Below are 21,347 nucleotides of genomic sequence, written 5' to 3' on the forward strand. Positions count from 1 at the left end.
TCTTTACATGATACCGAAATATATTTGACTGTGCAAATAAATGGGGGTATAGAAATCAGTCTTATTTTAAATGCACATCGACGTAGGGTTAAAGGACAAGTATACTATTCATGTATACTATAGAGACAGTGGAGTGATTAATATGGATATTAAAATTGATGATTTAACTGGATCCAAAGTAATTGCATTAATAGGAGAGCATTTGCAAAGTATGTCCGCACAATCTCCGGCAGAAAGTATGCATGCTTTAAATCTGGACGGATTGAAGAAACCTGAAATTACATTTTGGAGTGCTTGGGAACAAGATGAATTGATGGGCTGCGGGGCACTTAAAGAACTTGACGATCAGCATGGAGAGATCAAATCAATGCGCACTTCAACTCTGCATTTAAGAAAAGGTGTCGCTAAGCAGCTCCTCTTGCATATTATTGATGAAGCCAAAAGGCGTGGCTACCAGCGTCTTAGCTTGGAAACGGGCTCCATGGCATCATTCGACCCAGCTATTAAGCTGTATGCGAGTCTGGGGTTTGAATATTGCGAGCCATTTGCTGACTATAAGGAAGATCCGAATAGCGTATTTATGACCAAAGGTTTGTAAGTCTCGTTGGCGGGTCATGTAACGAGCGACGTAAGGTTACCGATTTCATCGGTAGCCTTTTTGTGTATGGTGAAGAGGATACAAATGTGAATGATCATAATAAACTTTGAATATATTCCCATAAGAAAGCATAATTAATACCCGATCAATTCCGATTAAGATAACGACTATTAGGGTTATCCTGTTTGGCGATATGGGCATCAGATAGAGGAGGAGTCATACCCATTGAAAGAGTTGGTCGTCTGCTTGTTTCTTATTCTAGGATCATGGATGAGCCCCGAATATCAGGAAGATAGTCTGAGTCAAGTTTGTTCCTCCAAAAATGAAAGCGCAATCATTATACCTCCGGTAGATACGAAGGTCATCCATTACACCAACCAGGCTATTTTCCTTGTATACCACCATCTAGATGAACAAGAATCCTTCGTGACGATTTCCCCGGCGAAATTTAATCAGCATTTGCAAGTATTAAAGGAGAATCACTATAATGTGATTTCGATAGAAGATTACAGCTGTTTTCAAGAACACCAGAAGCCCATTCCACCGAATGCTGTCGTGATTACTTTCGATGATGGTTATCAATCATTCTATGAGAAGGCATATCCGTTACTTAAAAAGGCAGGGTATCCGGCAACAAATTTTGTCGTAGTGAGTTATGTGGATACTGATTATCCAGCACTGCCTTTCTTGACTTGGAAGCAAATGAAGGAGATGAAAAGTGATGGGTTCAGCTTTTATTCGCATACATTTAACCTACATCAGAAGAAGCCGGGTGAGGGAGGCAGCCTGGTGCCGGTTATGACGAATCCTATTTATTTAGAGCAAGCTAAGCGTCTAGAAACCGAAGAGGAGCGAAGACAAAGAGTTCGCGAGGATCTTACGATGGCCGAGTTACTGTTAAAGAGTCAACTGGGGAATAAGCTTTCCATGTTATGTTTCCCTTATGGAGATTATAAGCAGTCCGTGATGGATGAAGCTCAAGAGCTAGGTATTCGCTATTTTTTTACAACCAAAGAAGGTATTAATTCAGGGGATAACCGTGAAATTTACCGCTTAAATGTGGGCATGCCGTATATAACGGCTGAAGCTTTTATGAAAAAATTGCAGAGCTATGATCGTAAGAAGTGATTGGTTGCAAATAAAATTAAACTTCAGGCTTACTGGAAAGTATTCGATCATCTGTTCGAATGCTTTTTTGTTATTATTAAAATAGCCGTAGAAAAAGGAAACTTTTTACAGTGCGAAAGAGTCTAAACTATATACGAATTTCTCACTGGGAGGAAATTGATGAAAGCGAGAGGTTTAGTTCTATTAAATGTGATGTTCCTACTACTTAGCTCTTGTACGGGCAAAGACAATAGTTCTTTTACGATAGCTGCAACACCAACAACCAGTGTGCCAATAGCAGTCGTAGAGCCAAGTCCGACCAACAAGATCGAGGATCTGGAGAAGATAGCAAATCAAATTTTAAGCCCTGCTGTAAATAATAATAACACGGAAATTGCTAGATTAATGGACTCAGTAAACAGCCCTGCAGCCCTGAATTCTCTGTTTTTTCAAGTTATTTTAGAACGGATTAAATATCATATAGATCTGGATGTTGAACCAATCGTTCAAATGTTTCAAAATCACAAAGCGGATGTTAACGCAATAGATGCCAGAATGAAACAATCATTGATTGTAGCCTCGGCATGTACGGTAGGCGATTTTGTGAAGCCGCTCATATTGGCAGGTGCTGATGTGAATCCACCAGCAGATCCTTACAAACCTACTCCCTTGAGTTGTGTATCAAGTAGAAGGAACCCTGAGCTGGTGCGCTTCTTGCTAGAGCATGGGGCAAGATTGGACATTCCAAATCCTTTGCTTTCGGCCATGAGACCATTTGGTCACTCAAATTTTCAAGAAGAAAATATAGAAATAGTCAAATTACTAATTGAAGCTGGTGCCGCTGTTAACGACAAAGATAACAATGGTAATACTCCTCTTGCCCTAGCAGCAATGTACAATCAAAAAGAACTGGTCACGTATTTGATTGATCATGGTGCACACGTGAATGTAAAGAACAATGATGGAAGGACGCCGTTAATTGAAGCTGTTGAAGCCGTAGAAGGAGCTAAGTCGGAAGACGATGTGCTTGAAGTCGTGAAGATCATGCTACAAGCAGGTGCAGATCCTAAAACTATTCCGGATCGAAATGGTAACACGGCTTTGGAAAATTTTGCACCATGAATTCATGGAGGTCACGTGTTATACTTTATGAGATCCCTTGTGGATCAAACAACTTAGAAGGCCGAAGCTTTTATGAAGCACGGGGGACCCACTATTAGGGGTGAAGCCGCAACAGCGGCCGGGTGATTACTCTTTGATCCGAATCCGACAGCTAACCTCGCAGGCCGCAAAAAGGAGAGGTTTCTTTTGAAAAGATACAAAAAGCTTTTGGTAACCAGCGCATTAGGACTAAGCGTCCTTATAGGTGCAAATGCAGCAATGGCCGCAACGGCCACTCACACGGTATCAGGCAACGATACGATGTGGGTCATTTCCAAGAAGTATGGGGTCAGCCTTACATCGCTTATTCAGGCGAATCCTCAGGTCGCGAATCCCAATGTGATCTGGTCTGGCATGGTCTTGAATATCCCAGGCAGCACGAACACGAATGCAGGATCCAAAACGCCGGTTACGACTCCTCCGTCGCAATCAGCATTTGCCAGCCAAGTGGTTAGCTTAGTTAATCAGGAGCGAGCTAATGCAGGTCTCCGCCCATTAACAAGCAACAGCGCACTGACCGCTATGGCATTGGATAAAGCCAAAGATATGTACAACAATGGCTATTTTGATCATACGTCGCCGACCTATGGGTCTCCTTTTGATATGATGAGCTCTTATGGCATTAAATATTCCTATGCGGGTGAAAACATTGCTAAAGGCCAACAAACGCCTGAAGCCGTTATGCAGGCATGGATGAACAGCGCGGGTCACCGTCAAAATATTCTAAGCCCCAACTATACGCAAATAGGCGTAGCCTATTACAACGGTGAATGGGTACAGGAATTCATCAGCAACTAAACTAGCAGTGTAAAGAAACAGGGTTGTTTCTCACAGGGAAACCTGAGGGGAGCAACCCTTATTTGTCATTTATACCTATTACATATTGTTCCAATCAAGGATGGGAAACATTGTAACTTTTTGAACATCGTAGCGTCTAAGTTATTGGTGAAGAGTCCGTAGATTACCCAGTCTTTTAAAGGGAGAGGGTTTTAACAATGGTTGGGATTAAAACTTTTGCAGCTTTATTAGGTGCTGTCACCTTGTTTTCTTATTTTCCTACTGTCGATGCTGAGGAATGGTCGCCTAATTTGCCACAGAAAATAACGCTTTTGCATGAAACAAAATTGTATGCCGAAGCAAACGAATCATCCGCTTCCTGGGCGACGTTGTCCCCTCAAGACGTTCAAACGGCAGGTGCCGAAAAGGATTGGTATAAGCCGATGTTTGGTGAGAAAAAGTGGGTGAGAATTCATACAAGTTGGATGGGAGATCAATGGGTTCATATTGATTGGCACGAAATTGGATGGTTGGTGCCCAAGGATGAATTCGCAGATGTTTCGGGAGAAATGCCCTTGTATAATGAGCCTGAATACGGGTATACAGGAGCAACGATCACAAGCCAAATTGTTCATATGAAGGGTATATTTTATAGACCTATGCAAATGCCTACTTATCTCGTCGAATCTTGGATTGGCGACAAATGGTTCACACCCTATAACGTAAGAGTCATCGAGGGTGTCATCCCAACCGAGGAAAAGGTGAATATAGAAGGCGAAGGTTCTTTTTTTGATAATCCAAGCAATCAGCCGCTTTTCAAATACAACACCCTAACATTTAAACCCCAAGAGTTCACGGCAACTGCTCGTTATGGCGATTTCTATAAAGTAAAAACAGAAACTGGTCAGCATGCATGGGTTAGCCCCCGGTTCTCACAACCTGCAGTGACGACCCCAGTCAGCGAGGATATTGTGTTAACAGAGAAAACAGCGATCTACAGTTATCCGAACCTTCAAAGTTTCTTAGATCCCTTGGCAGCTCAGACCGTTCATGCGAATGCAAAATTTCAAGACATATGGGAGAACACTTGGTATAGAATCAATACTTGGCTTGGAGATGCATGGATTATACGGAATAATAGCGGTGTCATAAATCCTAGCACGCATATCGCAGCTGATTTAGATGGCTACATTCAAATTTTCCCAGTAGTGATTGCCGGCAGCAGTCATACTGTTTCAGGGCGTCTGTATGTTGCAAACATGCCTCAATATATTGATTACAATGATGTGAGCTTCACATTGCAAATGATCGACGAGAGAGGGAATGTTCTTACGAGCGGAGAAGGTTTTATCCCAGGAGTGAGGCAAAACGACGAAGTAGCTTTTACCGTTGTTCTCGGCCAAATGGATACGAGCGTTACAAACTTCTCGTTTCGCGTGTCGGAGGTTCAATTTCACAATCCTTTGTAGGAAGCAATGATAAAAGTGAAGGGATGATATGCGCGGAGGATTAATGAAAAGTCGCCGCGTTGTCGTTTCGTATTTACAAATCTATAAAAATAGATATAATAAAGGTTATGGAACCTTTAGCGATTTATAAAGCTTTGTCGAACGAGACGCGTAGTCAAATTATGCTATGGTTAAAGAATCCAGAGGCGTACTTTGATGAAAAGCCCTATTTGCAGCAAGGGCTTAATATTCGAATTGGTGTATGTGTGGGAGATATTCAGGCTAAGTCGGGGCTTGCACAGTCGGTTATCTCGAGTTATTTATTAAGTATGCAAAAAGCTGGTTTGTTGGAATCTGAACGAATCGGGAAATGGACGTATTATCGTCGGAACGAGAAAACCATTCAGGAATTTTCTGAGTACATCCGAAAGGAATTATAAAGGGAGAGGAGCAATTTTTTTATTTTATCAAATCTATATATCTGTATATATAAATATGAATGGAGATTTTAAAGTATGATGAAGGTTAATTCTGCACTTATTATTATTCTGGCATTAGGCGTATTTGGTATTATTACAACGGAAATGGGGATTATTGGGGTTCTGCCGCAGGTCACTCAGAAATTTCATATTTCCGCATCAGAGGCAGGAGGGCTTGTAAGTATATTTGCTTTGGTTGTTGCGATTTCGGGTCCATTCATGACCTTGCTTGCTTCCAGTATGAATCGGAAAGTTATTCTTTTGGCTGCCGTACTTATTTTTGCTATTTCAAATATTGTTTATGCGTATACAGCGAAATTTGAGGTTATGCTAGCTTTCCGTATTCTTCCTGCGATTTTCCATCCTGTCTTTTTTTCAGTCGCGCTTGTAACTGCCGCTAAGCTTGTCCCTGCCGATAAAAGCAGCAAAGCAGTAACCAATGTTTTTGCCGGAATCACAGTCGGATTTGCTTTTGGCGTGCCGTTGACTTCTTATCTTGCGGAACAGTTTTCGTTGGAAGCCGCTTTCTTGTTTGGAGCATTGGTAAGCGCGATTGCTTTCTTAGGGATACTAATTGGACTGCCCTCAATGCCTGTTACGGATAAAATGTCTTATGGCAAACAGCTTGGCATATTACGCAAGCCTCAATTGTGGCTCAATATCGTAACGGTTGTTTTCATCTTTGCAGCCATGTTTACTGTATACAGCTACTTCGCTGAATATCTGGGACAAGTTACACATATGGACGGATCGGTCATTAGTCTGATGTTGATGGTTTTTGGTCTAATCATGATTTTGGGAAATTATATTTTTGGGGGATTATTGCATAAAAGTATGACGAAGACCGTCATCCTGTTTCCACTGCTGTACGCGGCAGTCTATTTAATTACTAATTATTTGGGTTCTTATTTCATTCCGATGGTTGTTGTTGTGTTCATATGGGGTGCCGTGCATTCTGGCGGTCTTATTGTCAGTCAAACATGGTTAACCACGGAGGCAAAAGAAGCACCCGAATTTGGCAACAGCTTGTTCGTCTCCTTTTCCAATCTTGGCATTACGTTAGGGACATTTGTCGGTGGTTGGTTTATTTCTCACTTAGGTATACATCAACTCATTTGGAGTGGCATTGGTTTCTCACTACTTGCTTTTTTATTCATTATGATAAAAATAAAAGCTTTCAAAGGTGCTGATTTTCGGGGGTAAATCACCAGGTCCAGCTTTTGTTTGCTGGATTTTGTAACTTTCTTGCTGTAAGAACGTATAGTACTTCTCAAAGGTACACATACATACAGTACGAGAGGATGGAAGGAATTATGAAAAATATCAAAACGAACAAGGTGAATGGTGATTTGAATGCCTAGTTTATTAGCATGGGCTTCAGTCCTTGGGACCGGGATTCTAGAATTATGGGCAGCGATCCCCCTCGGGTTTACCCTTAAGCTTCATCCATTACTCACAGGTATTCTAAGTGCAGCCGGCTCGATGCTCAGCTCAATCATCGTGATTTTCTTCGGTGCATCGATTAGGAATTGGCTTGTACGCCGAATGCAAAAGAAAAGTGGTGGAAGATCAAGCCGCATGAGTCGCATTTGGGACAAATACGGCATCCCTGGCATCGGATTCTTATCGCCGCTACTTACAGGAGCGCCACTTGGTGCTGCCATTGGTATTTCTTTCGGAGCAGACCCACGCAAATTGTTTATTTGGATGACGATCGGTATCGTCTTCTGGAGTGCTGTTCTGACGACAGCCGCTGCGTTAGGACTGAATGCTCTTAACATTGGCAAGTAGAATTCTCTATTCGATAATAGTAAAAAAGAGTCAAATTCCTCAAAGGAGGCGTTTGGCTCTTTTCGTTATTTATTTCAGGCCTTCAAATAATCCAACAGAATTTTTTTGAGGATGGCAAGCTGATAATCGGTTTCTAAATCGGATTCAAGCAGCAAAATATTTTTCTGTAAGGATAATTTTTTGGAAAAAAGACCAAATGTGTTGATCACCGTGGTTAAGGTGTCTTTGACGGAGATGCCCGATCGGATGGAGCCGTCCTCGATACCATTTTGAATAATTCTCGAATACTCCCGCGATATTTTACGATTCAATGAGTTGAAAGTAAGAATATCCTCCAGCGGCTCCGACGAGTGAGAGGCATAGCTCTCGAAATCAACCATAAATTTGACGCTCAAATTGTTATGATCTTCGATAAAGAAGTCAAATAGCTTCTCAAGCTTCTCAAGGCAGGATATCGGGAGTTCAGCGACATATTGGAACCGTTCGAGCAAGGGTTCAAGCAGCTTGGTCGCGAGTGCAACGATCAGCTTCTCCTTCTTTGGGAAATATCTGAAAAGGGTAGCAACCCCGATATTCGCGTCATTCGCGATATCCTGCATGGTCGTCTTCTCGATACCTTTGAGAGTAAGCACGCGTTCTGCCGCCTCAAGAATAATCAATAGCCGTTGCTGTTTGCCGTCCAACCGTTCTTTCTCGTATCTTTTTTTGGGGTCCATAAGAGGATAAACCTTTCAAATTAGCGATTTCAATTATTAGTATTATATCGACCGATGGTAATTTAAGCAAGGAATTGAATTAGCAAAAGCGATCTGATATAGTTAATATCATAGTGATAGTTACACTATCATTTTAAAAGTAAAGGAGAAATTAATATGACTCGTTTAATAGATAAAGTCGCAATTATTACTGGAGCAGGCAGTGGTATGGGGCGCGAAGAAGCACTTTTGTTTGCAAAAGAAGGAGCAAAGGTTGTTGCAACAGATATTAATGAAGCCGCGGTACAAGCGTTAGTGAAAGAAATTGAAGCCGCAGGTGGAGAGGCTACAGCCTACGCACACAATGTTGTTGTAGAAGAAGATTGGATCAAGGTTGTCACTGGAGCGGTTGAGCGTTACGGCAAAGTTGACGTTTTGGTCAACAATGCGGGGATTTCCCTTGCCGTGGGACTGCTGGATACGACGATTGAGCAATGGAATAAAGTCATTAACATCAACCTGACAAGCACTTTCCTTGGCATGAAGCACGTTATTCCGAACATGCAAGCAAATAAGGGTGGTTCTATTGTCAATATTTCTTCGATTGCTGGATTGACCGGCAGCAGTGGGGCAGGAGCCTACACAGCTTCCAAAGGCGGAGTTCGGATGCTGAGCAAAGCTGCTGCAGTTGATTTTGGCAAAGATCACATTCGCGTCAATTCCGTTCATCCAGGCTTTATTGAAACGCCGATGAGCTCAGAATTTGTAAATAACAAACAGATGCTGCAATGGTTTTTGTCTCAAACCGCATTACCGAGAGTAGGACGTGCTTCAGAAGTAGCAGAAGCCGTGCTGTTCCTCGCCTCAGATGAGTCAGCCTATATAACAGGTGTTGAACTGCCTGTTGATGGCGGAGTTACAGCCAAATAATGTCTCATTGCAAGGTAATTTTGGATAGAAGGAGTGAGTGATCATGGGTAGGGTAAGCGGTAAAGTAGCATTAGTAACGGGAGGAGCTTCCGGTATTGGCTTGTCTGCTGCCAGATTAATGGTCAGAGAAGGTGCTAAAATCGTCATTGCAGACTATAATGTGGACGCGGCGAAAGAAGCAGCTGAACATATTGTACATGAGGGCGGAGAAGCTGAAGGCCTATTTCTAGATGCCTCACAAGCGGATTCGATCAAGGATGCGGTTGCTTATACAGTAGAGCGATATGGTTCCTTGACTATTTTATTTAACAATGTGGGCGTCACTAACTTGAAAAAAGACCTTGATGTTGTAAATATCGATTTGGATGAATGGGATCGTCTCATGAATGTGAACACTAAGAGTGTTCTACTGGGCTGCCGATTTGCTATTCCGCATATGGTGGAATCAGGTGGTGGTTCAATAATTAATACAGCCTCCATGGCCGCGTTCGCCGGAGACTCCGTTCGTTCCGCCTACGGTGCCTCCAAAGCAGCCGTTGTGAACCTTACGCGCTATATCGCTGCGCAATACGGCAAAGATAAAATTCGCTGCAATGGCGTAGCCCCAGGGCTAATCTTAACCCCAGCCGCGAAGAATAGTATGCCGCCAGCCGTTTTGGATATTTTCGCGAAATACAATGCGCTTCCGTATCATGGCGAAGCGGATGACATCGGAAACACGGTTCTAATTCTAGCCTCGGATGAATCCAAATTCATTACAGGACAGACCATTCAAGTTGAAGGCGGGCACTATATGGCGAACCCGAGTATCGCTGATTTTAATCAATTTTTGGCACAGGCCTAATAGAAACATTGTTCAAGCTTAGAGTTGATGACTCTAGGCTTTTTTGTTTTCTTTAATGAAGTAATACCGATATAATAAATATTGGAAATGTAGAGGGTTCTGATAGAGAAAGGATATTTGCCAATGAAAACAACATGTACAATTACGATAATCATAGCTTTTGTCATTCTACTCGGAGCCAATCTATCCGATTTAGTGCCAGGAAAGTCTCAGACTTTTGTTATTTTTGGTCAAAATATGAACGCTGAGCTGCATGAAGCCTTAGTTAGCCGTCTTGAAAAAAACAAAATCGATTATCAAATAGATAAGCAAGGTAATGTGACTATTGCTGAAAAGGATGTTCAGAGAGCAGTTATATGCTGCTCTTGAAATTCTTATGGGAACAGGTGAAGCAGCCGATCAGGTAGTAAATCATGTAGGATTTCGGGTTCCAGTCAGGTCGGTCAACGGACGTAAAACCTGTAAAAGTACTGGTATTTTCGGGCGATTTGGGTAAAAAAGTGGAAATTCCTGCAATTGTGCAGGTATTTTCATCTTTTCTAGCCTTTCATCCGAGAAAGGTGGCAAATACCTGCATAAACGCAGGAATTTCATGATTGAGGTCATGACAGGAGTAAAAAAGATGTATAATCGCAGGTTTATTACAAAGTAGCTGGAGCTAGAGCAGGACACATGAAGGCGCTGAGGAAAGTGTCAGTAATACGAGGGCTATCTTCAAGTAGTATTAATAATACAAGACAAATCCGCAATAGGAGTTTTTACATTATGAAAGCCGATGCCAATATTCGTTTATTTTCATTATTCTTGATTTTATTTTTTTCAGTATCCCCATTGATCATAAACTCCCTAAATCTCTTCGTGACAGGTAATTCAGCCGAATATAGTGCTGACTCACACTTTATTTTCAGCATTATATGGGAAGTGTTATCGTTAGGAATACTTTACTTTGTCTTAAAAAAACAAGGGCGAAATTTGCAGGGAATTGGTTTTGAGTTCCGGAAAACGGATATATGGCATGCGCTAGTGCTTTATGTTGGCATTTATTTTGTTTACATGATTGCAATCGCTATCTCACCGAATTTCTCGCAGGCACCTCGGAACGTTGATTATATCAGGGATTAATACCTGCCCTCTATGTAGGGATCATGTTTTTTATCTTTTCCATTTATTTTGTTAAAAGTAAAAGAATCGTACCTGTTATCCTCATACACTTATTCTTTGATCTCTTGGCAATGTTTAATTTGGGTAAGAAATAATAGCAATCCAGAAGAAAGCATCATCTGGAAAAAATGATATAGTTTTGAAAGAAGGGAGGATGAACATGATACTTAAGAACAAAACAGCTGTAATTTACGGTGGAGGTGGGGCGATTGGCAGTGCAGTTGCACGAGCTTTCGCCCGAGAAGGAGCGGTGGTATTCCTTGCAGGGTTAAAGCTGGAAAAGCTAAATGCTGTAGCTGATGAAATTATCGCTGCTGGAGGAATGGCTTATACGGCTCAGGTTGATGCTCTTGATGAACGGTCAGTGGAAGAGCATGTGAACGATGTTATGATAAAGGCTGACAGAATCGACATAACTTTGAACGCTGTAGGCTTTACTCATGTACAGGGTGTACCATTCGCAGAACTGTCCCTTGAGGATTTCGAGTTCCCAATCGCCAAATATGTACGTACGAATTATGTGACTGCGCAGGCCATGGCGCGGCGTATGACTAAGAATCATAGTGGCGTTATCCTTACGCTATCAACGCCTGTTTCTTTGATGCCGGGACCAGGATTTATGGGGCATAGTGTTGCTTGCGCTGGAATCGAAGCATTCTCGCGGCATCTGGCAGGTGAGCTTGGACCCACCGGTATTCGCGTAATCTGTCTCAGGTCGCATATGATTCCTGAAGCAGTGGCTGCAGGGTCCCATAGCAGGGAACTTTTTAGCCTTAATGCAGAGAAAGCTGGCATTACGTTAGAGCAGATGTTGGCCGGTGCAGCAGAAGGTACGCTGCTTAAACGCCTGCCAACGCTTTCGGAAGTAGCGAACACAGCAGCTTTCATGGCCTCGGACCACGCAGGAGCAATGACTGGTACAGTTGCTAACTTAACATCTGGGTTTATTTTGAATTAATCCATTGACTTCGCACCCTTATAGAAGAGCCACGCAATTTGCATTTGCGGGCTCTTTTTTCATTGTCTGAAACGGAGCCAGTAAGGAAGCAATATCATAAATTACGCCAATAAGGCAAAAAGAATTGACATGTTCGGATACAGACCATCATAGTAAAATCAACAGTAAGTTCAGGAAGGGAGAGAATGTCTCCCTGTACTCGGGTCCGTGACAACCACGCCATTAACAAGGGGGAGTTAGTTTCTGACCTGTTGGCTTTACAATAGGCAGCTATCGTGTTACTTTAGCCGATGCGAGTAGTCGCCGACTCGGTCAAGTTATAGGTTCACGAAATAAAGGGAGGGCTTTATATGAAAAAGAAGGTTGTCATGTTGACTTTGGCTGCTGTTCTAACAACGACTGCCGTTGCCGGCTGCTCCAATGGAAATCAGGCTGCAGTTTCATCTTCCGCAAGTGGTAAGGCAGCTGAAGCGCCTAATAGCCCAACTAAATTCTCGATTTCCTTCCCAACGACAATCAGTACCGGCTACCACACTAAAGTTGATGTTAATAAAGATAAATGGACGCTGAAGCTGGAGCAATTGACAAATACGGATCTTGATGTCAAAGTTTTAGAAGATTCAAAAATGAGCGTCTTGTTCGCCGGTGGCGACATTCCAGATGTCGTAGGGAGCGTGGGCACGCCAACGAGCAAATCCATGTCTGGCTCTGTGGAAGCAGGTGTGTTCATGCCTCTGGATGATTTATTGAAGACGTATGCGCCAAATATGATGAAAGCGATACCCAAATCAGCCTGGGATGCCGTGTCGTACAAAGGCAAAATCTATGGCTTGCCTGAATTTCTCACCAATCCATCCAGACGCGCTACGTTCATACGGATGGACTTGCTGGAGAAGTCTGGGCTGCCCGCTCCGCAAACCGTAGAAGATTTCTTAAACGTGCTGCGGGCATTCAAAAAGATGGGTGTTGAAAACCCCTATCAAATGAGGGACAGTTTTAAATATTCGGATATTCTTTTCGGTGCGTATGACGTACTTCCTTACAAGGATCAGTTCGAGGTCGTAAACGGGCAAGTCGTTCCGAAATTTTTCGATGCAGAGAATATGCAGAAAGCGCTTCAAGGCTATAAAACTATGCTCGATGAAGGTTTAATTCCCAAAGATTTCGCCTCCGTTTCCTCGACTGATTATACTAAAAATATTAACGGGGCCCGAGCAGGCAGCTGGTCAGGGAATGTGAGCGGACTGCCAGGCTATCGAACGAATGTGAAGCAAATCGTACCTGATGGCAAGGTCGAAGTCATCACTTCTCCCAAAGGGCCGGAAGGCAAAGGCGGATATTTATTCTACGCACCGATCGTCCGCGCCTTTTATGTGAATAGTAAAGTGAAGCCGGACACGGCTATTAGCATTATTAAGTTTTTTGATTGGATGCTTACACCAGAAGCTGCGAAGTTCTTCACCTTCGGAACGGAAGGAGAAACGTATACGGTAGATAGCAGCGGGAAAATTACGTACAAGTTCCCAATGACCAAGGAAGGAAATGACGAGGAAGGCTGGCGCAGCGGTACATTATGGGCTATTCACGACTCTACGATCAACAAAATGAAAATGGAGCTGGACCCATCTGGCCAAGATACGGTGGCAGCGCTAGAGAACGTAGTGTCGAAGGAAGGACTTCCAGGAATCGGATTTTATCCGGACTTGGCTGCATTCTCGAAATTCCCTGATCTTGTGGCGCAAGGGGACACCGGACCTAAGTTGATCATCGATCATATGGTCAAAATGATTTACGGCAAAGAGCCCATTACGGATTGGCCCAAGGTCATTGATGAATACAAGCAAAAAGGTGGCAGCGAAGTCATCAAGGAAGCCACGGAGCGTTACAACAAAAAAGACGGCGTCATTGTGATGACGAAATAACACGAACGATGCAGCGGCATCGCTCATCAACGGGTTGCTCTTATTAGGAGCAGCCCCTTTGCAATAAGTGCAAGTTATTACGCAAAGGAGAGGTTCACCATGCATTTGCTTATTGTAGATGACGAACGTATCATCCGTCTCGGGCTGCAAAAGATGGCTGAAGCGTATTCCCCAACTTTTACAGATATTCGAACTGCCGAAAATGGCATGGATGCATTGGACAAAATAGCAGATTTGGAACCGAATATTGTCATTTCAGATATCCGCATGCCCAAGATGGACGGCTTGGCCCTGTGCCAAACGATTCATAACCAGTATGCCCACATTAACATGCTCGTTGTTTCCGGATATAACGATTTTGAATATGCCCAGAAATGCATGTCTTACGGAGTTAAGCATTATTTGCTTAAGCCGGTGACAGAGGCGAGTTTGTATGAGGTTTTCGATACGATCATCAAGAGAGAAACGCCAGGTTATATTCCCGTTACTCGTTATGTGCAGTGGATTGATCGGATGGAACAGTGTATCTGGTCATTGCAAATAGATGATTTGAATGGGTTGATGGAACAGTGGCAAGCCTATTGCCTCAAAGCAAGCCTCTCTTTCTATCAGCTCCAAGAATTGCTGGAAGAGTGTACGGATATGCTGCTGCAAAGATTTCAGGAGCGGCACTTTGTGCCAACGATTACAAGGCAGGAGGTTCCAGAGGGTAACGTCAAAGCTGCCTTAGATGCGTTTGATGATCATTTGCGGCAAATCGTGAGCGCCTTGCTGTTATCTCGTAAAGGCAATTATAAAGATCCCATGCAGGAAGCAAGAAGTTATATGGATTGTCGGTTGTCTCAAGAATTGTCTCTGGACGAAGTGGCGAATATGGCAGGGCTTACCCCGACTTATTTTAGCCTCCTTTTCAAGAAGATGACGAATGAAACGTTTGTCCAATACCGTATTAACAAAAGAATGGCGAAGGCCAAAGAGCTGCTTGGCGTACCGCATCTGAAAATTGTCGATATTGCGGATGAAGTCGGTTACCTCGATTATTCTCATTTTACAAAAACGTTCAAAAAAATAGTCGGCATTTCTCCGTCAGAATACCGCACTTCCTTGGGGATTAAGTAATGGCCGGAACCTTATATCGCAAGCTGTTTATTTATTTTTTGGTCGTTATCGTTTTGTCGCTCGTCAGCGTCAGCTTGTTCTCTTATCGCAAATCATCTGCTGAGCTGGATGCCATGGTGCAGCACCAAATGTCTCAAATGATTAATAATGCAGCCTACCAAACGGATTTATATTTGAAAATATATGAACGCGCGTTTGTAGCTCTATTGCAAGGCGACGACATTCGACATCTGCTTGAATTGCCGTTTGACGGGGATGCCTACGAATTTCATCAATACCGCAAAAAAATTAAGGAAGAGAGCATCAATCCAATTTTCATTCGGAATCCAGAAATTGCTGCGGTTTATGCCATCAGTCAGAACAGCCATGCCACTTACTACTACAACGAGGTAGAAGGGAAGCAGTTCAAAACGGCCGATATTCAGAATCAAGTGGCTTTTTTTCTGAAGCATACGACTCCCGATGGGAAAGTAAGCATCTTAAACAGCAGTATTTTGGACAATAAAAACGATCAGTTATTCACGTTAGTCCGTCAAGTCCGCGGATATACACATCCAGAGACGATGGGCATTCTTGCACTCGAAATTCGCGCAGCGGAGCTTTCAGCTTTGTGGAAAGGGATGGAACTCGGCGACAATGGCTATTTCTTTATCGTTGATGCGCAAGGCCGTTTCATCTATCATCCGGATAAGCAAAAGCTTGGAACCTTGGTGCAAGAAGATTTGGCGCAAAAAGTGTACGAATCGAACCTGTCCTCTTTCGAAAAAATGGATGGCAATGTGCTGCGCATGTATACGGTCAAGAAGTCCGATTATTCAGGTTGGAGTCTCGTTGTTTCGATGCCGGTCCAAGATTTGCGAAAGCCTATATCGAGTATCAGAACGTCTACGCTTTTTGTAGGGCTGTTTACGTTCATCGTCGCTCTGTTTCTGGCCTATCGCTTCGGTAAATCGATCACGGACCCGATCAAGGTATTGAAGAATGGTATGCAGGAAACAGGGAAAGGGCAGTGGGCGATCATCCCGATCCCCGAGCGCAAAGATGAAATTGTCGAGCTTATGGTACGTTATAACGTCATGGTTAACCGGCTCTCGGAATTGGTCGATAAAGTATACCAGGTCGAGCTTAACAATCAGGAAATCGAACTCGAAAGACATAAAGCAGTCATTCAATCCTTGAAGCTGCAAATCAATCCGCATTTTCTATACAACACGCTGGAGACGATCGTATGTTACGCTTTTATTCAGAATTCTAAAGAAATTTCGGAGATTGTTGACGCTCTAGCGCACATGCTGCGATATTCGGTCGGAACCAATTTAGAGGAAACGAAAGTAGCGAACGAGCTCAAGCATTTGCTGCACTATCTGGTTATCCTTCGCCACCGGGTTAATCCTGAGTTCGAAATTGATGTTGCCATCAAACCGGAATATTTGTTGCGCGACGTCGTTTGTCTCACCTTGCAGCCATTGGTGGAAAATATTTTCCAGCATGCTTTTGCCGATGGGGTGGAGGATTACCACTTCATCCGGATAGACGCAGGCGAAGGTGATGGGTTCTTCTGGATGAGCGTAGAAGACAATGGGGCCGGAATAACTGCTGACAAGCTGGCTGAGCTTCATGAGAAACTGAGTGCCAACCGGCTGGGAGACGAGAACGACGGCAAGAAAGACGGTATTGGCCTTCTCAACGTACATCGCAGAATTCAAATGGTATTCGGGGAAGCGTACGGTCTGCGGATCGAAAGTGAAGTGGAAAGAGGGACGAAGATTATGCTGATTTTCCCGCTCTCCATCCCATCTCATAAGGAAGATGCCATGATCTTGAAATCACAGGGATTTTAATCAAGTTTTACCTCTTGCTTGTTCTTTTGATAACGAGTGGCAACTTGCTCTAAATATTTATGAATCCCAGCATCGACGGATTCGGTGTTGAGACCTTTTTTGCGGAAGGTGCTTGGCGTGGTGCCCATTTCTTTGGTAAAGACTTGTGTAAAATAGTGGATGCTTTCAAATCCGGTATCTTCAGCAATCTGTTTGAGCGGAATGTCCGTATAACCGAGTAAATAGGCGGCTCGTTTGACCCTTTCCGTCTTCACGACCGAAGGAAAAGATTGTCCAAGCTCTTCGGAAATGAGGCGAGAGAGCTGCCGTTCAGACAAGTGCAAGCTTTGAGCTACCTCAGCAAGCGCTATTTTACTCGTCAGATGTGTTTGGATATATTCTTTGGCCTGCTTGAGCGTTCCTTGCAAAGGAGAAATCGTTGTGGAGGTGGCCGTGTCACCAGAGAGGCAATAAAGTTGAAATAAGCTGAAACAACTCATGATAAGCGTGTAGGCCAGGTGTTCAATCGATTCTGGATAACGGATTTCGGCTTCAGCAGCTTGCATAAGCAGAGCTTGCCAAATCAGCGCGGGCGCCGTCTGCTCCGCATTCGGGATGAACAGGTGCGGATAAGCGCATAATTGATGAAAATCTTGCATAAAAGCTTCGCTGGACTTGGAAGCAATGGGTTCAATAGCAAAAAATAGAAGCAGCATGCCTTGATTGCTTTGAATATAGTGCCGGCTCTCCGGCTTGGAACAATACAGTGTTCCTGCGCGCAGCGGATAGGTGATTCCATTTGCCGAATATATGCCTTCGCCTTCGACGACATAGCATATTTCAAAGAAAGAATGTGCATGAGGGCTATTTCCCATATGCTGCGGCTTCGCTCCCCAGTAGTGAACAAAGATGGAGGCGCATGCCCCTTGCAGCTGAGCTAGATGTTGGTTGAGGTATAGATTGCTTCGAGAATAAATGGCATGACTCAGCACGAAAGTGATCTCCCCTCTAGTTGGCTGTCCTTTATTATATCACGGAATTTTTTAAAGAAGCGGCGTGTTTTTATAAAGACCAGACCTGCGTTCATTTCCTATAATGAGGTGGAAGATAACGTAAAGGAGCTGCTTTTAATATGGGGAGCGATAAGCATGTATCGTTAGCAGGTATCATGGGATTTCCGGTAACGCCATTTGATCATAACGATACCGTAGATGAGAAAGCGTTTGAGGCCAATCTCCAATTTCTATTGACGAATGGATTAGATTCCGTGTTTGTCTGTGCGGGATCAGGTGAATTCCAATCTTTGGCTATCAACGAATATGAGAGGCTTGTGACTGTCGGGGTCGCTGTTGTCGCAGGGAAAGTACCGGTGTTCGCAGGTACCGGAGGCAACCTGAAGGAATCGGTAGATCGTGCCCAATTGGTAGAAAGGCTTGGAGCGGATGGTCTGCTGCTGCTGCCGCCATATCTCATCATTCCGGAGCAGGAAGGGCTTTACCACTATTATCGGACGATCGCACAGAGCACGAAACTGCCTGTTATTATTTATCAGCGGGATAATGCCATATTTACGTTAAGCACGTTGGATAAATTGGCTGCACTCCCCAATGTCATCGGGTTCAAAGACGGATTAGGAAATTTCGAGCTTAACATCGAATTCGTGCAGTCCATAGGCACTAGACTTCAATGGATGAACGGGATGCCGTTAGCTGAGCTGACGATGCCGGCCTATAAAGCTCTTGGATTTCATTCTTACTCATCTGCAATTTCCAACTACATTCCACAAGTTTCGAGAGCTTATTACGAGAGCCTGCTGGCTGGCGATGAGCAACGGATGCAAGCCATTTATCGCGAAGTGATATTACCGATCCACCGCATCCGGCAGCTTCGCAAAGGATATGCGGTTTCCTTAATTAAAGCAGGTATGAACATCGTCGGATTGCCGGTAGGTTTGCAGGTGCGGTCACCGCTGGTTCAAGTGGAGAAAGAGCATTATAAGCAGTTGGAATTAATTATTAAGAAGAGCATAGACCTTCTCGCTGCTACCAATAACGTTTAGGGGGAAATAAACCATGATGAAGGTATCCATTCAAGTTCCTACATGTGATCTGTCAGATAGCGATTTAAAGCAAATGTGTCAGCTTGGCGTTGACTGTCTTGATCTTACTCGAGGCTCATCGTTTCCAGGGGTACTAGAGCAAGGATATCCGGATCTGGACCAGCTTATTAAGCTAAAACGCAGAATTCGCTCGCACGGGATGGACATCAATCGCGTTACGCTGCCCGACATATCAAGAAGCTTTATGCTGGATGAGCCAGGTTCTGAGATTCAATTGGACAACGTCAGCAACGCGATCAAAGTTTTTGGCGAGGCTGGTATTACGCTTGTCCGCCAGCGGTTCGCAGACGATGTGTTTCCATATATGTCAGAGGAATACACAGCCGTACATCGGGGAGGGGCGCTGGTACGCGGAGAATCACTAAGACGAAACCCTGAGCAGCAGCCTCCTACCGTGGAACAATTGAACGCATGGTGGAAGCGATTCGATCTTGTTTTCGGAAAGCTAGTTCCGCTGGCGGAAGCCTATAATGTCAATCTGGCTGTTCATCCATCGGATACCCCGCATCATAATACGCCATTCGGCGGTCTTGGTATCCATCGGGTTATCGATGCTTTCCCGAGCAGGAACGTTGGGCTGGTGTACTGCGTAGGTACACGCGGCGAAGCAGGGGGTACACCGTTAGTTCTCGATGAAATTTATCAATATGGGCGCAAGGACCGGATTTTCTTGGTTCATTTCCGCAACATCAGAGGCAGTCTGGCAACAGCAGGAGCGTTCGAAGAAGCTTTGCTCGACGAAGGTCACATGAATATGCCCAAAATCTTATTAGCTCTGCATAAAGTCGGCTATAACGGGTGCATTAACCCTGATCATATCACTTCGCTTGAAATGGACAGAGCTCCCCATAATCCCTCGAAATCGAGTATGGGCTGGGTAGGCTGGGCTTATTCGATTGGTTATGTGAAAGCGCTTCTAGCGGCATTAACCGAATTTCGCGGCGGGAGGGATTAAAAGTGGCTGCACCTAAAACGTATCTGAACTATGTGGGCGGCGAATGGAAAGCGGTTTCCAGTGAGTTGGTTGAAGCGAGTATCAATCCTGCTAACCGTCATGAAACCTTAGGTTATCTCCAACTATCATCGGTTGATGACCTGAATGAAGCCATTGCGGCGGCCAAAGATGCGAAGCTGGCGTGGCGCCGATTATCGGCTCCGGCACGCGGCGAGTTCCTGTTCAAAGTCGCCAATCATATAGAGCGGCGGTTGGATGAAATTGCCGAGATGATGACCCGCGAAATGGGGAAAACGCTGCTGGAAGCAAAAGGTGAAACGGCGCGCGGCGTTGCGATTCTGCGATATTATGCAAGTGAAGGCATGCGCAAGATCGGTGATGTGATCCCGTCTACGGATAGTGCTGCCTTGATGTTTACGACACGGGTGCCGCTTGGTGTCGTTGGCGTCATCACGCCATGGAATTTCCCGGTGGCCATTCCGATATGGAAAATGGCTCCTGCCTTAATTTACGGTAACACGGTGGTGTTTAAGCCTGCACAAGAGACGGGGATTACCGCTGCTTTGATTATCGAGTGTTTCCATGAAGCTGGCCTCCCTGCCGGTGTTGTTAATATGATAACGGGCGATGGCGGAGTGATCGGGCAAGCTATGGCCGACCATCCCGACATTCATGGCGTTACATTTACGGGTTCCAACACGGTGGGCAAAAGAGTCGGACAAAGCGCTCTGGCAAGAGGAGCCAAGTATCAGCTCGAAATGGGAGGGAAGAATCCCGTCATCGTAGCGCAGGATGCGGATCTTGATCTAGCGGTGGAAGCGACAATTAGCGGCGGGCTCAGGTCCACAGGGCAGAAATGCACGGCTACAAGCCGGGTCATCGTGCATAGCGAAGTCTATGAAGCTTTCAAGATGAAGCTGCTGCAGAAGATTCAAGTGATTCGCGTAGGCTCTGGCTTGGAGGCGGTTACTTGGATGGGGCCTTGTGCAAGCGAAAAGCAGTTCCGTACTGTGCTGTCCTACATTGCCAAAGGCGTTGAAGAAGGCGGAACTTTGTTGTGCGGAGGAGGCGAAGGCAGGGGGCAAGGATTGGAAAATGGCTTCTTTGTTGAGCCTACCGTCTTCGAAAACATTTCTAGTTCCATGACCATTGCGCAGGAAGAAATTTTCGGACCTGTGCTTGCGCTCATCAAGGTGGATTCCCTGGAGGAAGCGCTCCAAATCGCTAATGATATCAAATTCGGACTAAGTGCATCCATTTTTACACGTGATATTTCCACAATGCTGACATTTATGAATGAGATCGATGCCGGTATGGTTCGGGTCAATGCGGAAAGTGCGGGAGTGGAGCTGCATGCTCCGTTTGGAGGGGTTAAGCAGTCAAGCTCCGGTTCACGGGAACAGGGGCAGGCAGCGATTGAATTTTATACGGATATTAAAACTGTATTTATAAAATCGTAATAG

The 21,347-nt window shown here is 44.4% G+C and carries 22 protein-coding genes and 1 riboswitch; of the genes, 20 read left to right on the plus strand and 2 right to left on the minus strand.

From position 1 onward, the window contains the following. Positions 1-142: 142 nt before the first annotated feature. The 8 genes from BC351_RS02245 (at position 143) to BC351_RS02280 (ending at position 7,361) form a co-directional block, all read left to right on the plus strand. Positions 143-598, plus strand: a complete 456-nt coding sequence (locus BC351_RS02245; protein WP_079409072.1) for a GNAT family N-acetyltransferase — start codon at positions 143-145, stop codon at positions 596-598. A 225-nt stretch (positions 599-823) separates the two neighbouring features. Next, on the plus strand, positions 824-1,726 hold the full coding sequence (locus BC351_RS02250) for a polysaccharide deacetylase family protein (RefSeq protein WP_079409073.1): 903 nt from the start codon (positions 824-826) through the stop codon (positions 1,724-1,726). 159 nt (positions 1,727-1,885) lie between these two features. Continuing rightward, the gene (locus BC351_RS02255) at positions 1,886-2,827 is read left to right on the plus strand and encodes an ankyrin repeat domain-containing protein (protein ID WP_079409074.1); all 942 of its coding nucleotides are present in this window, start codon (positions 1,886-1,888) and stop codon (positions 2,825-2,827) included. A 49-nt stretch (positions 2,828-2,876) separates the two neighbouring features. Continuing rightward, positions 2,877-3,008: riboswitch (cyclic di-AMP (ydaO/yuaA leader) on the plus strand. A 5-nt stretch (positions 3,009-3,013) separates the two neighbouring features. Continuing rightward, complete coding sequence (locus BC351_RS02260) at positions 3,014-3,664, plus strand: CAP domain-containing protein (protein ID WP_244208856.1); 651 nt, start codon at positions 3,014-3,016, stop codon at positions 3,662-3,664. Positions 3,665-3,861: 197 nt separating this feature from the next. Continuing rightward, positions 3,862-5,112: an SH3 domain-containing protein gene (locus BC351_RS02265; protein WP_079409075.1), complete on the plus strand. Its 1,251-nt coding sequence runs from the start codon at positions 3,862-3,864 to the stop codon at positions 5,110-5,112. A 107-nt stretch (positions 5,113-5,219) separates the two neighbouring features. Next, positions 5,220-5,531 carry an ArsR/SmtB family transcription factor gene (locus tag BC351_RS02270; protein ID WP_079409076.1) on the plus strand — a complete coding sequence of 104 codons (312 nt, stop codon included), beginning with the start codon at positions 5,220-5,222 and terminating at the stop codon, positions 5,529-5,531. Positions 5,532-5,606: 75 nt separating this feature from the next. Continuing rightward, complete coding sequence (locus tag BC351_RS02275) at positions 5,607-6,773, plus strand: MFS transporter (protein WP_079409077.1); 1,167 nt, start codon at positions 5,607-5,609, stop codon at positions 6,771-6,773. Positions 6,774-6,923: 150 nt separating this feature from the next. Next, the gene (locus BC351_RS02280; RefSeq protein ID WP_079409078.1) at positions 6,924-7,361 is read left to right on the plus strand and encodes a small multi-drug export protein; all 438 of its coding nucleotides are present in this window, start codon (positions 6,924-6,926) and stop codon (positions 7,359-7,361) included. A 74-nt stretch (positions 7,362-7,435) separates the two neighbouring features. Here the strand turns inward: BC351_RS02280 and BC351_RS02285 are convergent, their stop codons facing one another. Continuing rightward, positions 7,436-8,077 (minus strand): TetR/AcrR family transcriptional regulator, encoded by a 642-nt coding sequence (locus BC351_RS02285; RefSeq protein WP_079409079.1) that lies wholly within the window; start codon positions 8,075-8,077, stop codon positions 7,436-7,438. 156 nt (positions 8,078-8,233) lie between these two features. Between BC351_RS02285 and BC351_RS02290 the strand changes: the two genes are divergently transcribed. The 9 genes from BC351_RS02290 to BC351_RS02325 all read left to right on the plus strand — a co-directional run bounded on the left by BC351_RS02290 (position 8,234) and on the right by BC351_RS02325 (position 16,831). After that, the gene (locus BC351_RS02290) at positions 8,234-8,986 is read left to right on the plus strand and encodes an SDR family NAD(P)-dependent oxidoreductase (protein ID WP_079409080.1); all 753 of its coding nucleotides are present in this window, start codon (positions 8,234-8,236) and stop codon (positions 8,984-8,986) included. Between the two features lie 43 nt (positions 8,987-9,029). Then, positions 9,030-9,830 (plus strand): SDR family NAD(P)-dependent oxidoreductase, encoded by an 801-nt coding sequence (locus BC351_RS02295; protein ID WP_079409081.1) that lies wholly within the window; start codon positions 9,030-9,032, stop codon positions 9,828-9,830. Between the two features lie 123 nt (positions 9,831-9,953). Then, positions 9,954-10,199: a hypothetical protein gene (locus tag BC351_RS02300; RefSeq protein ID WP_079409082.1), complete on the plus strand. Its 246-nt coding sequence runs from the start codon at positions 9,954-9,956 to the stop codon at positions 10,197-10,199. A gap of 396 nt (positions 10,200-10,595) precedes the next feature. Continuing rightward, positions 10,596-10,952: a hypothetical protein gene (locus BC351_RS02305; RefSeq protein WP_079409083.1), complete on the plus strand. Its 357-nt coding sequence runs from the start codon at positions 10,596-10,598 to the stop codon at positions 10,950-10,952. Between the two features lie 23 nt (positions 10,953-10,975). Further along, on the plus strand, positions 10,976-11,086 hold the full coding sequence (locus BC351_RS44230; protein WP_425270893.1) for a hypothetical protein: 111 nt from the start codon (positions 10,976-10,978) through the stop codon (positions 11,084-11,086). Positions 11,087-11,151: 65 nt separating this feature from the next. Next, positions 11,152-11,949, plus strand: coding sequence for an SDR family NAD(P)-dependent oxidoreductase (locus tag BC351_RS02310; RefSeq protein WP_079409084.1), 798 nt, complete (start codon positions 11,152-11,154; stop codon positions 11,947-11,949). 350 nt (positions 11,950-12,299) lie between these two features. Beyond that, the gene (locus BC351_RS02315; protein WP_079409085.1) at positions 12,300-13,871 is read left to right on the plus strand and encodes an extracellular solute-binding protein; all 1,572 of its coding nucleotides are present in this window, start codon (positions 12,300-12,302) and stop codon (positions 13,869-13,871) included. A 99-nt stretch (positions 13,872-13,970) separates the two neighbouring features. Beyond that, positions 13,971-14,990, plus strand: a complete 1,020-nt coding sequence (locus tag BC351_RS02320) for a response regulator transcription factor (RefSeq protein WP_079409086.1) — start codon at positions 13,971-13,973, stop codon at positions 14,988-14,990. Then, complete coding sequence (locus tag BC351_RS02325) at positions 14,990-16,831, plus strand: sensor histidine kinase (RefSeq protein ID WP_079409087.1); 1,842 nt, start codon at positions 14,990-14,992, stop codon at positions 16,829-16,831. Before BC351_RS02320 ends, BC351_RS02325 begins: the two co-directional genes overlap by 1 nt. On the opposite strand, the gene BC351_RS02330 is transcribed toward BC351_RS02325, so the two are convergent. After that, positions 16,828-17,802, minus strand: coding sequence for an AraC family transcriptional regulator (locus tag BC351_RS02330; RefSeq protein WP_079409088.1), 975 nt, complete (start codon positions 17,800-17,802; stop codon positions 16,828-16,830). The two genes, BC351_RS02325 and BC351_RS02330, sit on opposite strands and share 4 nt — an antisense overlap. A gap of 140 nt (positions 17,803-17,942) precedes the next feature. On the opposite strand from BC351_RS02330, the gene kdgD reads away from it, so the two are divergent. The 3 genes from kdgD to gucD are packed head-to-tail and all read left to right on the plus strand — an operon-like array spanning position 17,943 to position 21,344. Then, entirely contained in the window at positions 17,943-18,869 is a 927-nt protein-coding gene (kdgD, locus tag BC351_RS02335) for a 5-dehydro-4-deoxyglucarate dehydratase (RefSeq protein ID WP_079409089.1), read from the plus strand. 13 nt (positions 18,870-18,882) lie between these two features. Next, positions 18,883-19,884 carry a sugar phosphate isomerase/epimerase family protein gene (locus BC351_RS02340; RefSeq protein ID WP_079409090.1) on the plus strand — a complete coding sequence of 334 codons (1,002 nt, stop codon included), beginning with the start codon at positions 18,883-18,885 and terminating at the stop codon, positions 19,882-19,884. A gap of 2 nt (positions 19,885-19,886) precedes the next feature. Beyond that, positions 19,887-21,344 (plus strand): alpha-ketoglutaric semialdehyde dehydrogenase GucD, encoded by a 1,458-nt coding sequence (gene gucD / locus BC351_RS02345; RefSeq protein WP_079409091.1) that lies wholly within the window; start codon positions 19,887-19,889, stop codon positions 21,342-21,344. Positions 21,345-21,347: the final 3 nt, after the last annotated feature.

Source organism: Paenibacillus ferrarius (genome assembly GCF_002027705.1).
Classification (GTDB): domain Bacteria; phylum Bacillota; class Bacilli; order Paenibacillales; family NBRC-103111; genus Paenibacillus_E; species Paenibacillus_E ferrarius.

Coding starts and splice junctions, on each gene's coding strand:
- BC351_RS02305 (WP_079409083.1), top strand. CDS start 10,596: ATGAAAGCCGATGCCAATATTCGTTTATTTTCATTATTCTTGATTTTA.
- BC351_RS02245 (WP_079409072.1), top strand. CDS start 143: ATGGATATTAAAATTGATGATTTAACTGGATCCAAAGTAATTGCATTA.
- BC351_RS02270 (WP_079409076.1), top strand. CDS start 5,220: ATGGAACCTTTAGCGATTTATAAAGCTTTGTCGAACGAGACGCGTAGT.
- BC351_RS02325 (WP_079409087.1), top strand. CDS start 14,990: ATGGCCGGAACCTTATATCGCAAGCTGTTTATTTATTTTTTGGTCGTT.
- BC351_RS02265 (WP_079409075.1), top strand. CDS start 3,862: ATGGTTGGGATTAAAACTTTTGCAGCTTTATTAGGTGCTGTCACCTTG.
- BC351_RS02340 (WP_079409090.1), top strand. CDS start 18,883: ATGATGAAGGTATCCATTCAAGTTCCTACATGTGATCTGTCAGATAGC.
- BC351_RS02310 (WP_079409084.1), top strand. CDS start 11,152: ATGATACTTAAGAACAAAACAGCTGTAATTTACGGTGGAGGTGGGGCG.
- BC351_RS02280 (WP_079409078.1), top strand. CDS start 6,924: ATGCCTAGTTTATTAGCATGGGCTTCAGTCCTTGGGACCGGGATTCTA.
- kdgD (WP_079409089.1), top strand. CDS start 17,943: ATGGGGAGCGATAAGCATGTATCGTTAGCAGGTATCATGGGATTTCCG.
- BC351_RS02315 (WP_079409085.1), top strand. CDS start 12,300: ATGAAAAAGAAGGTTGTCATGTTGACTTTGGCTGCTGTTCTAACAACG.
- BC351_RS02300 (WP_079409082.1), top strand. CDS start 9,954: ATGAAAACAACATGTACAATTACGATAATCATAGCTTTTGTCATTCTA.
- BC351_RS44230 (WP_425270893.1), top strand. CDS start 10,976: ATGTTTTTTATCTTTTCCATTTATTTTGTTAAAAGTAAAAGAATCGTA.
- BC351_RS02290 (WP_079409080.1), top strand. CDS start 8,234: ATGACTCGTTTAATAGATAAAGTCGCAATTATTACTGGAGCAGGCAGT.
- BC351_RS02320 (WP_079409086.1), top strand. CDS start 13,971: ATGCATTTGCTTATTGTAGATGACGAACGTATCATCCGTCTCGGGCTG.
- BC351_RS02275 (WP_079409077.1), top strand. CDS start 5,607: ATGATGAAGGTTAATTCTGCACTTATTATTATTCTGGCATTAGGCGTA.
- BC351_RS02285 (WP_079409079.1), bottom strand. CDS start 8,077: ATGGACCCCAAAAAAAGATACGAGAAAGAACGGTTGGACGGCAAACAG.
- BC351_RS02255 (WP_079409074.1), top strand. CDS start 1,886: ATGAAAGCGAGAGGTTTAGTTCTATTAAATGTGATGTTCCTACTACTT.
- BC351_RS02295 (WP_079409081.1), top strand. CDS start 9,030: ATGGGTAGGGTAAGCGGTAAAGTAGCATTAGTAACGGGAGGAGCTTCC.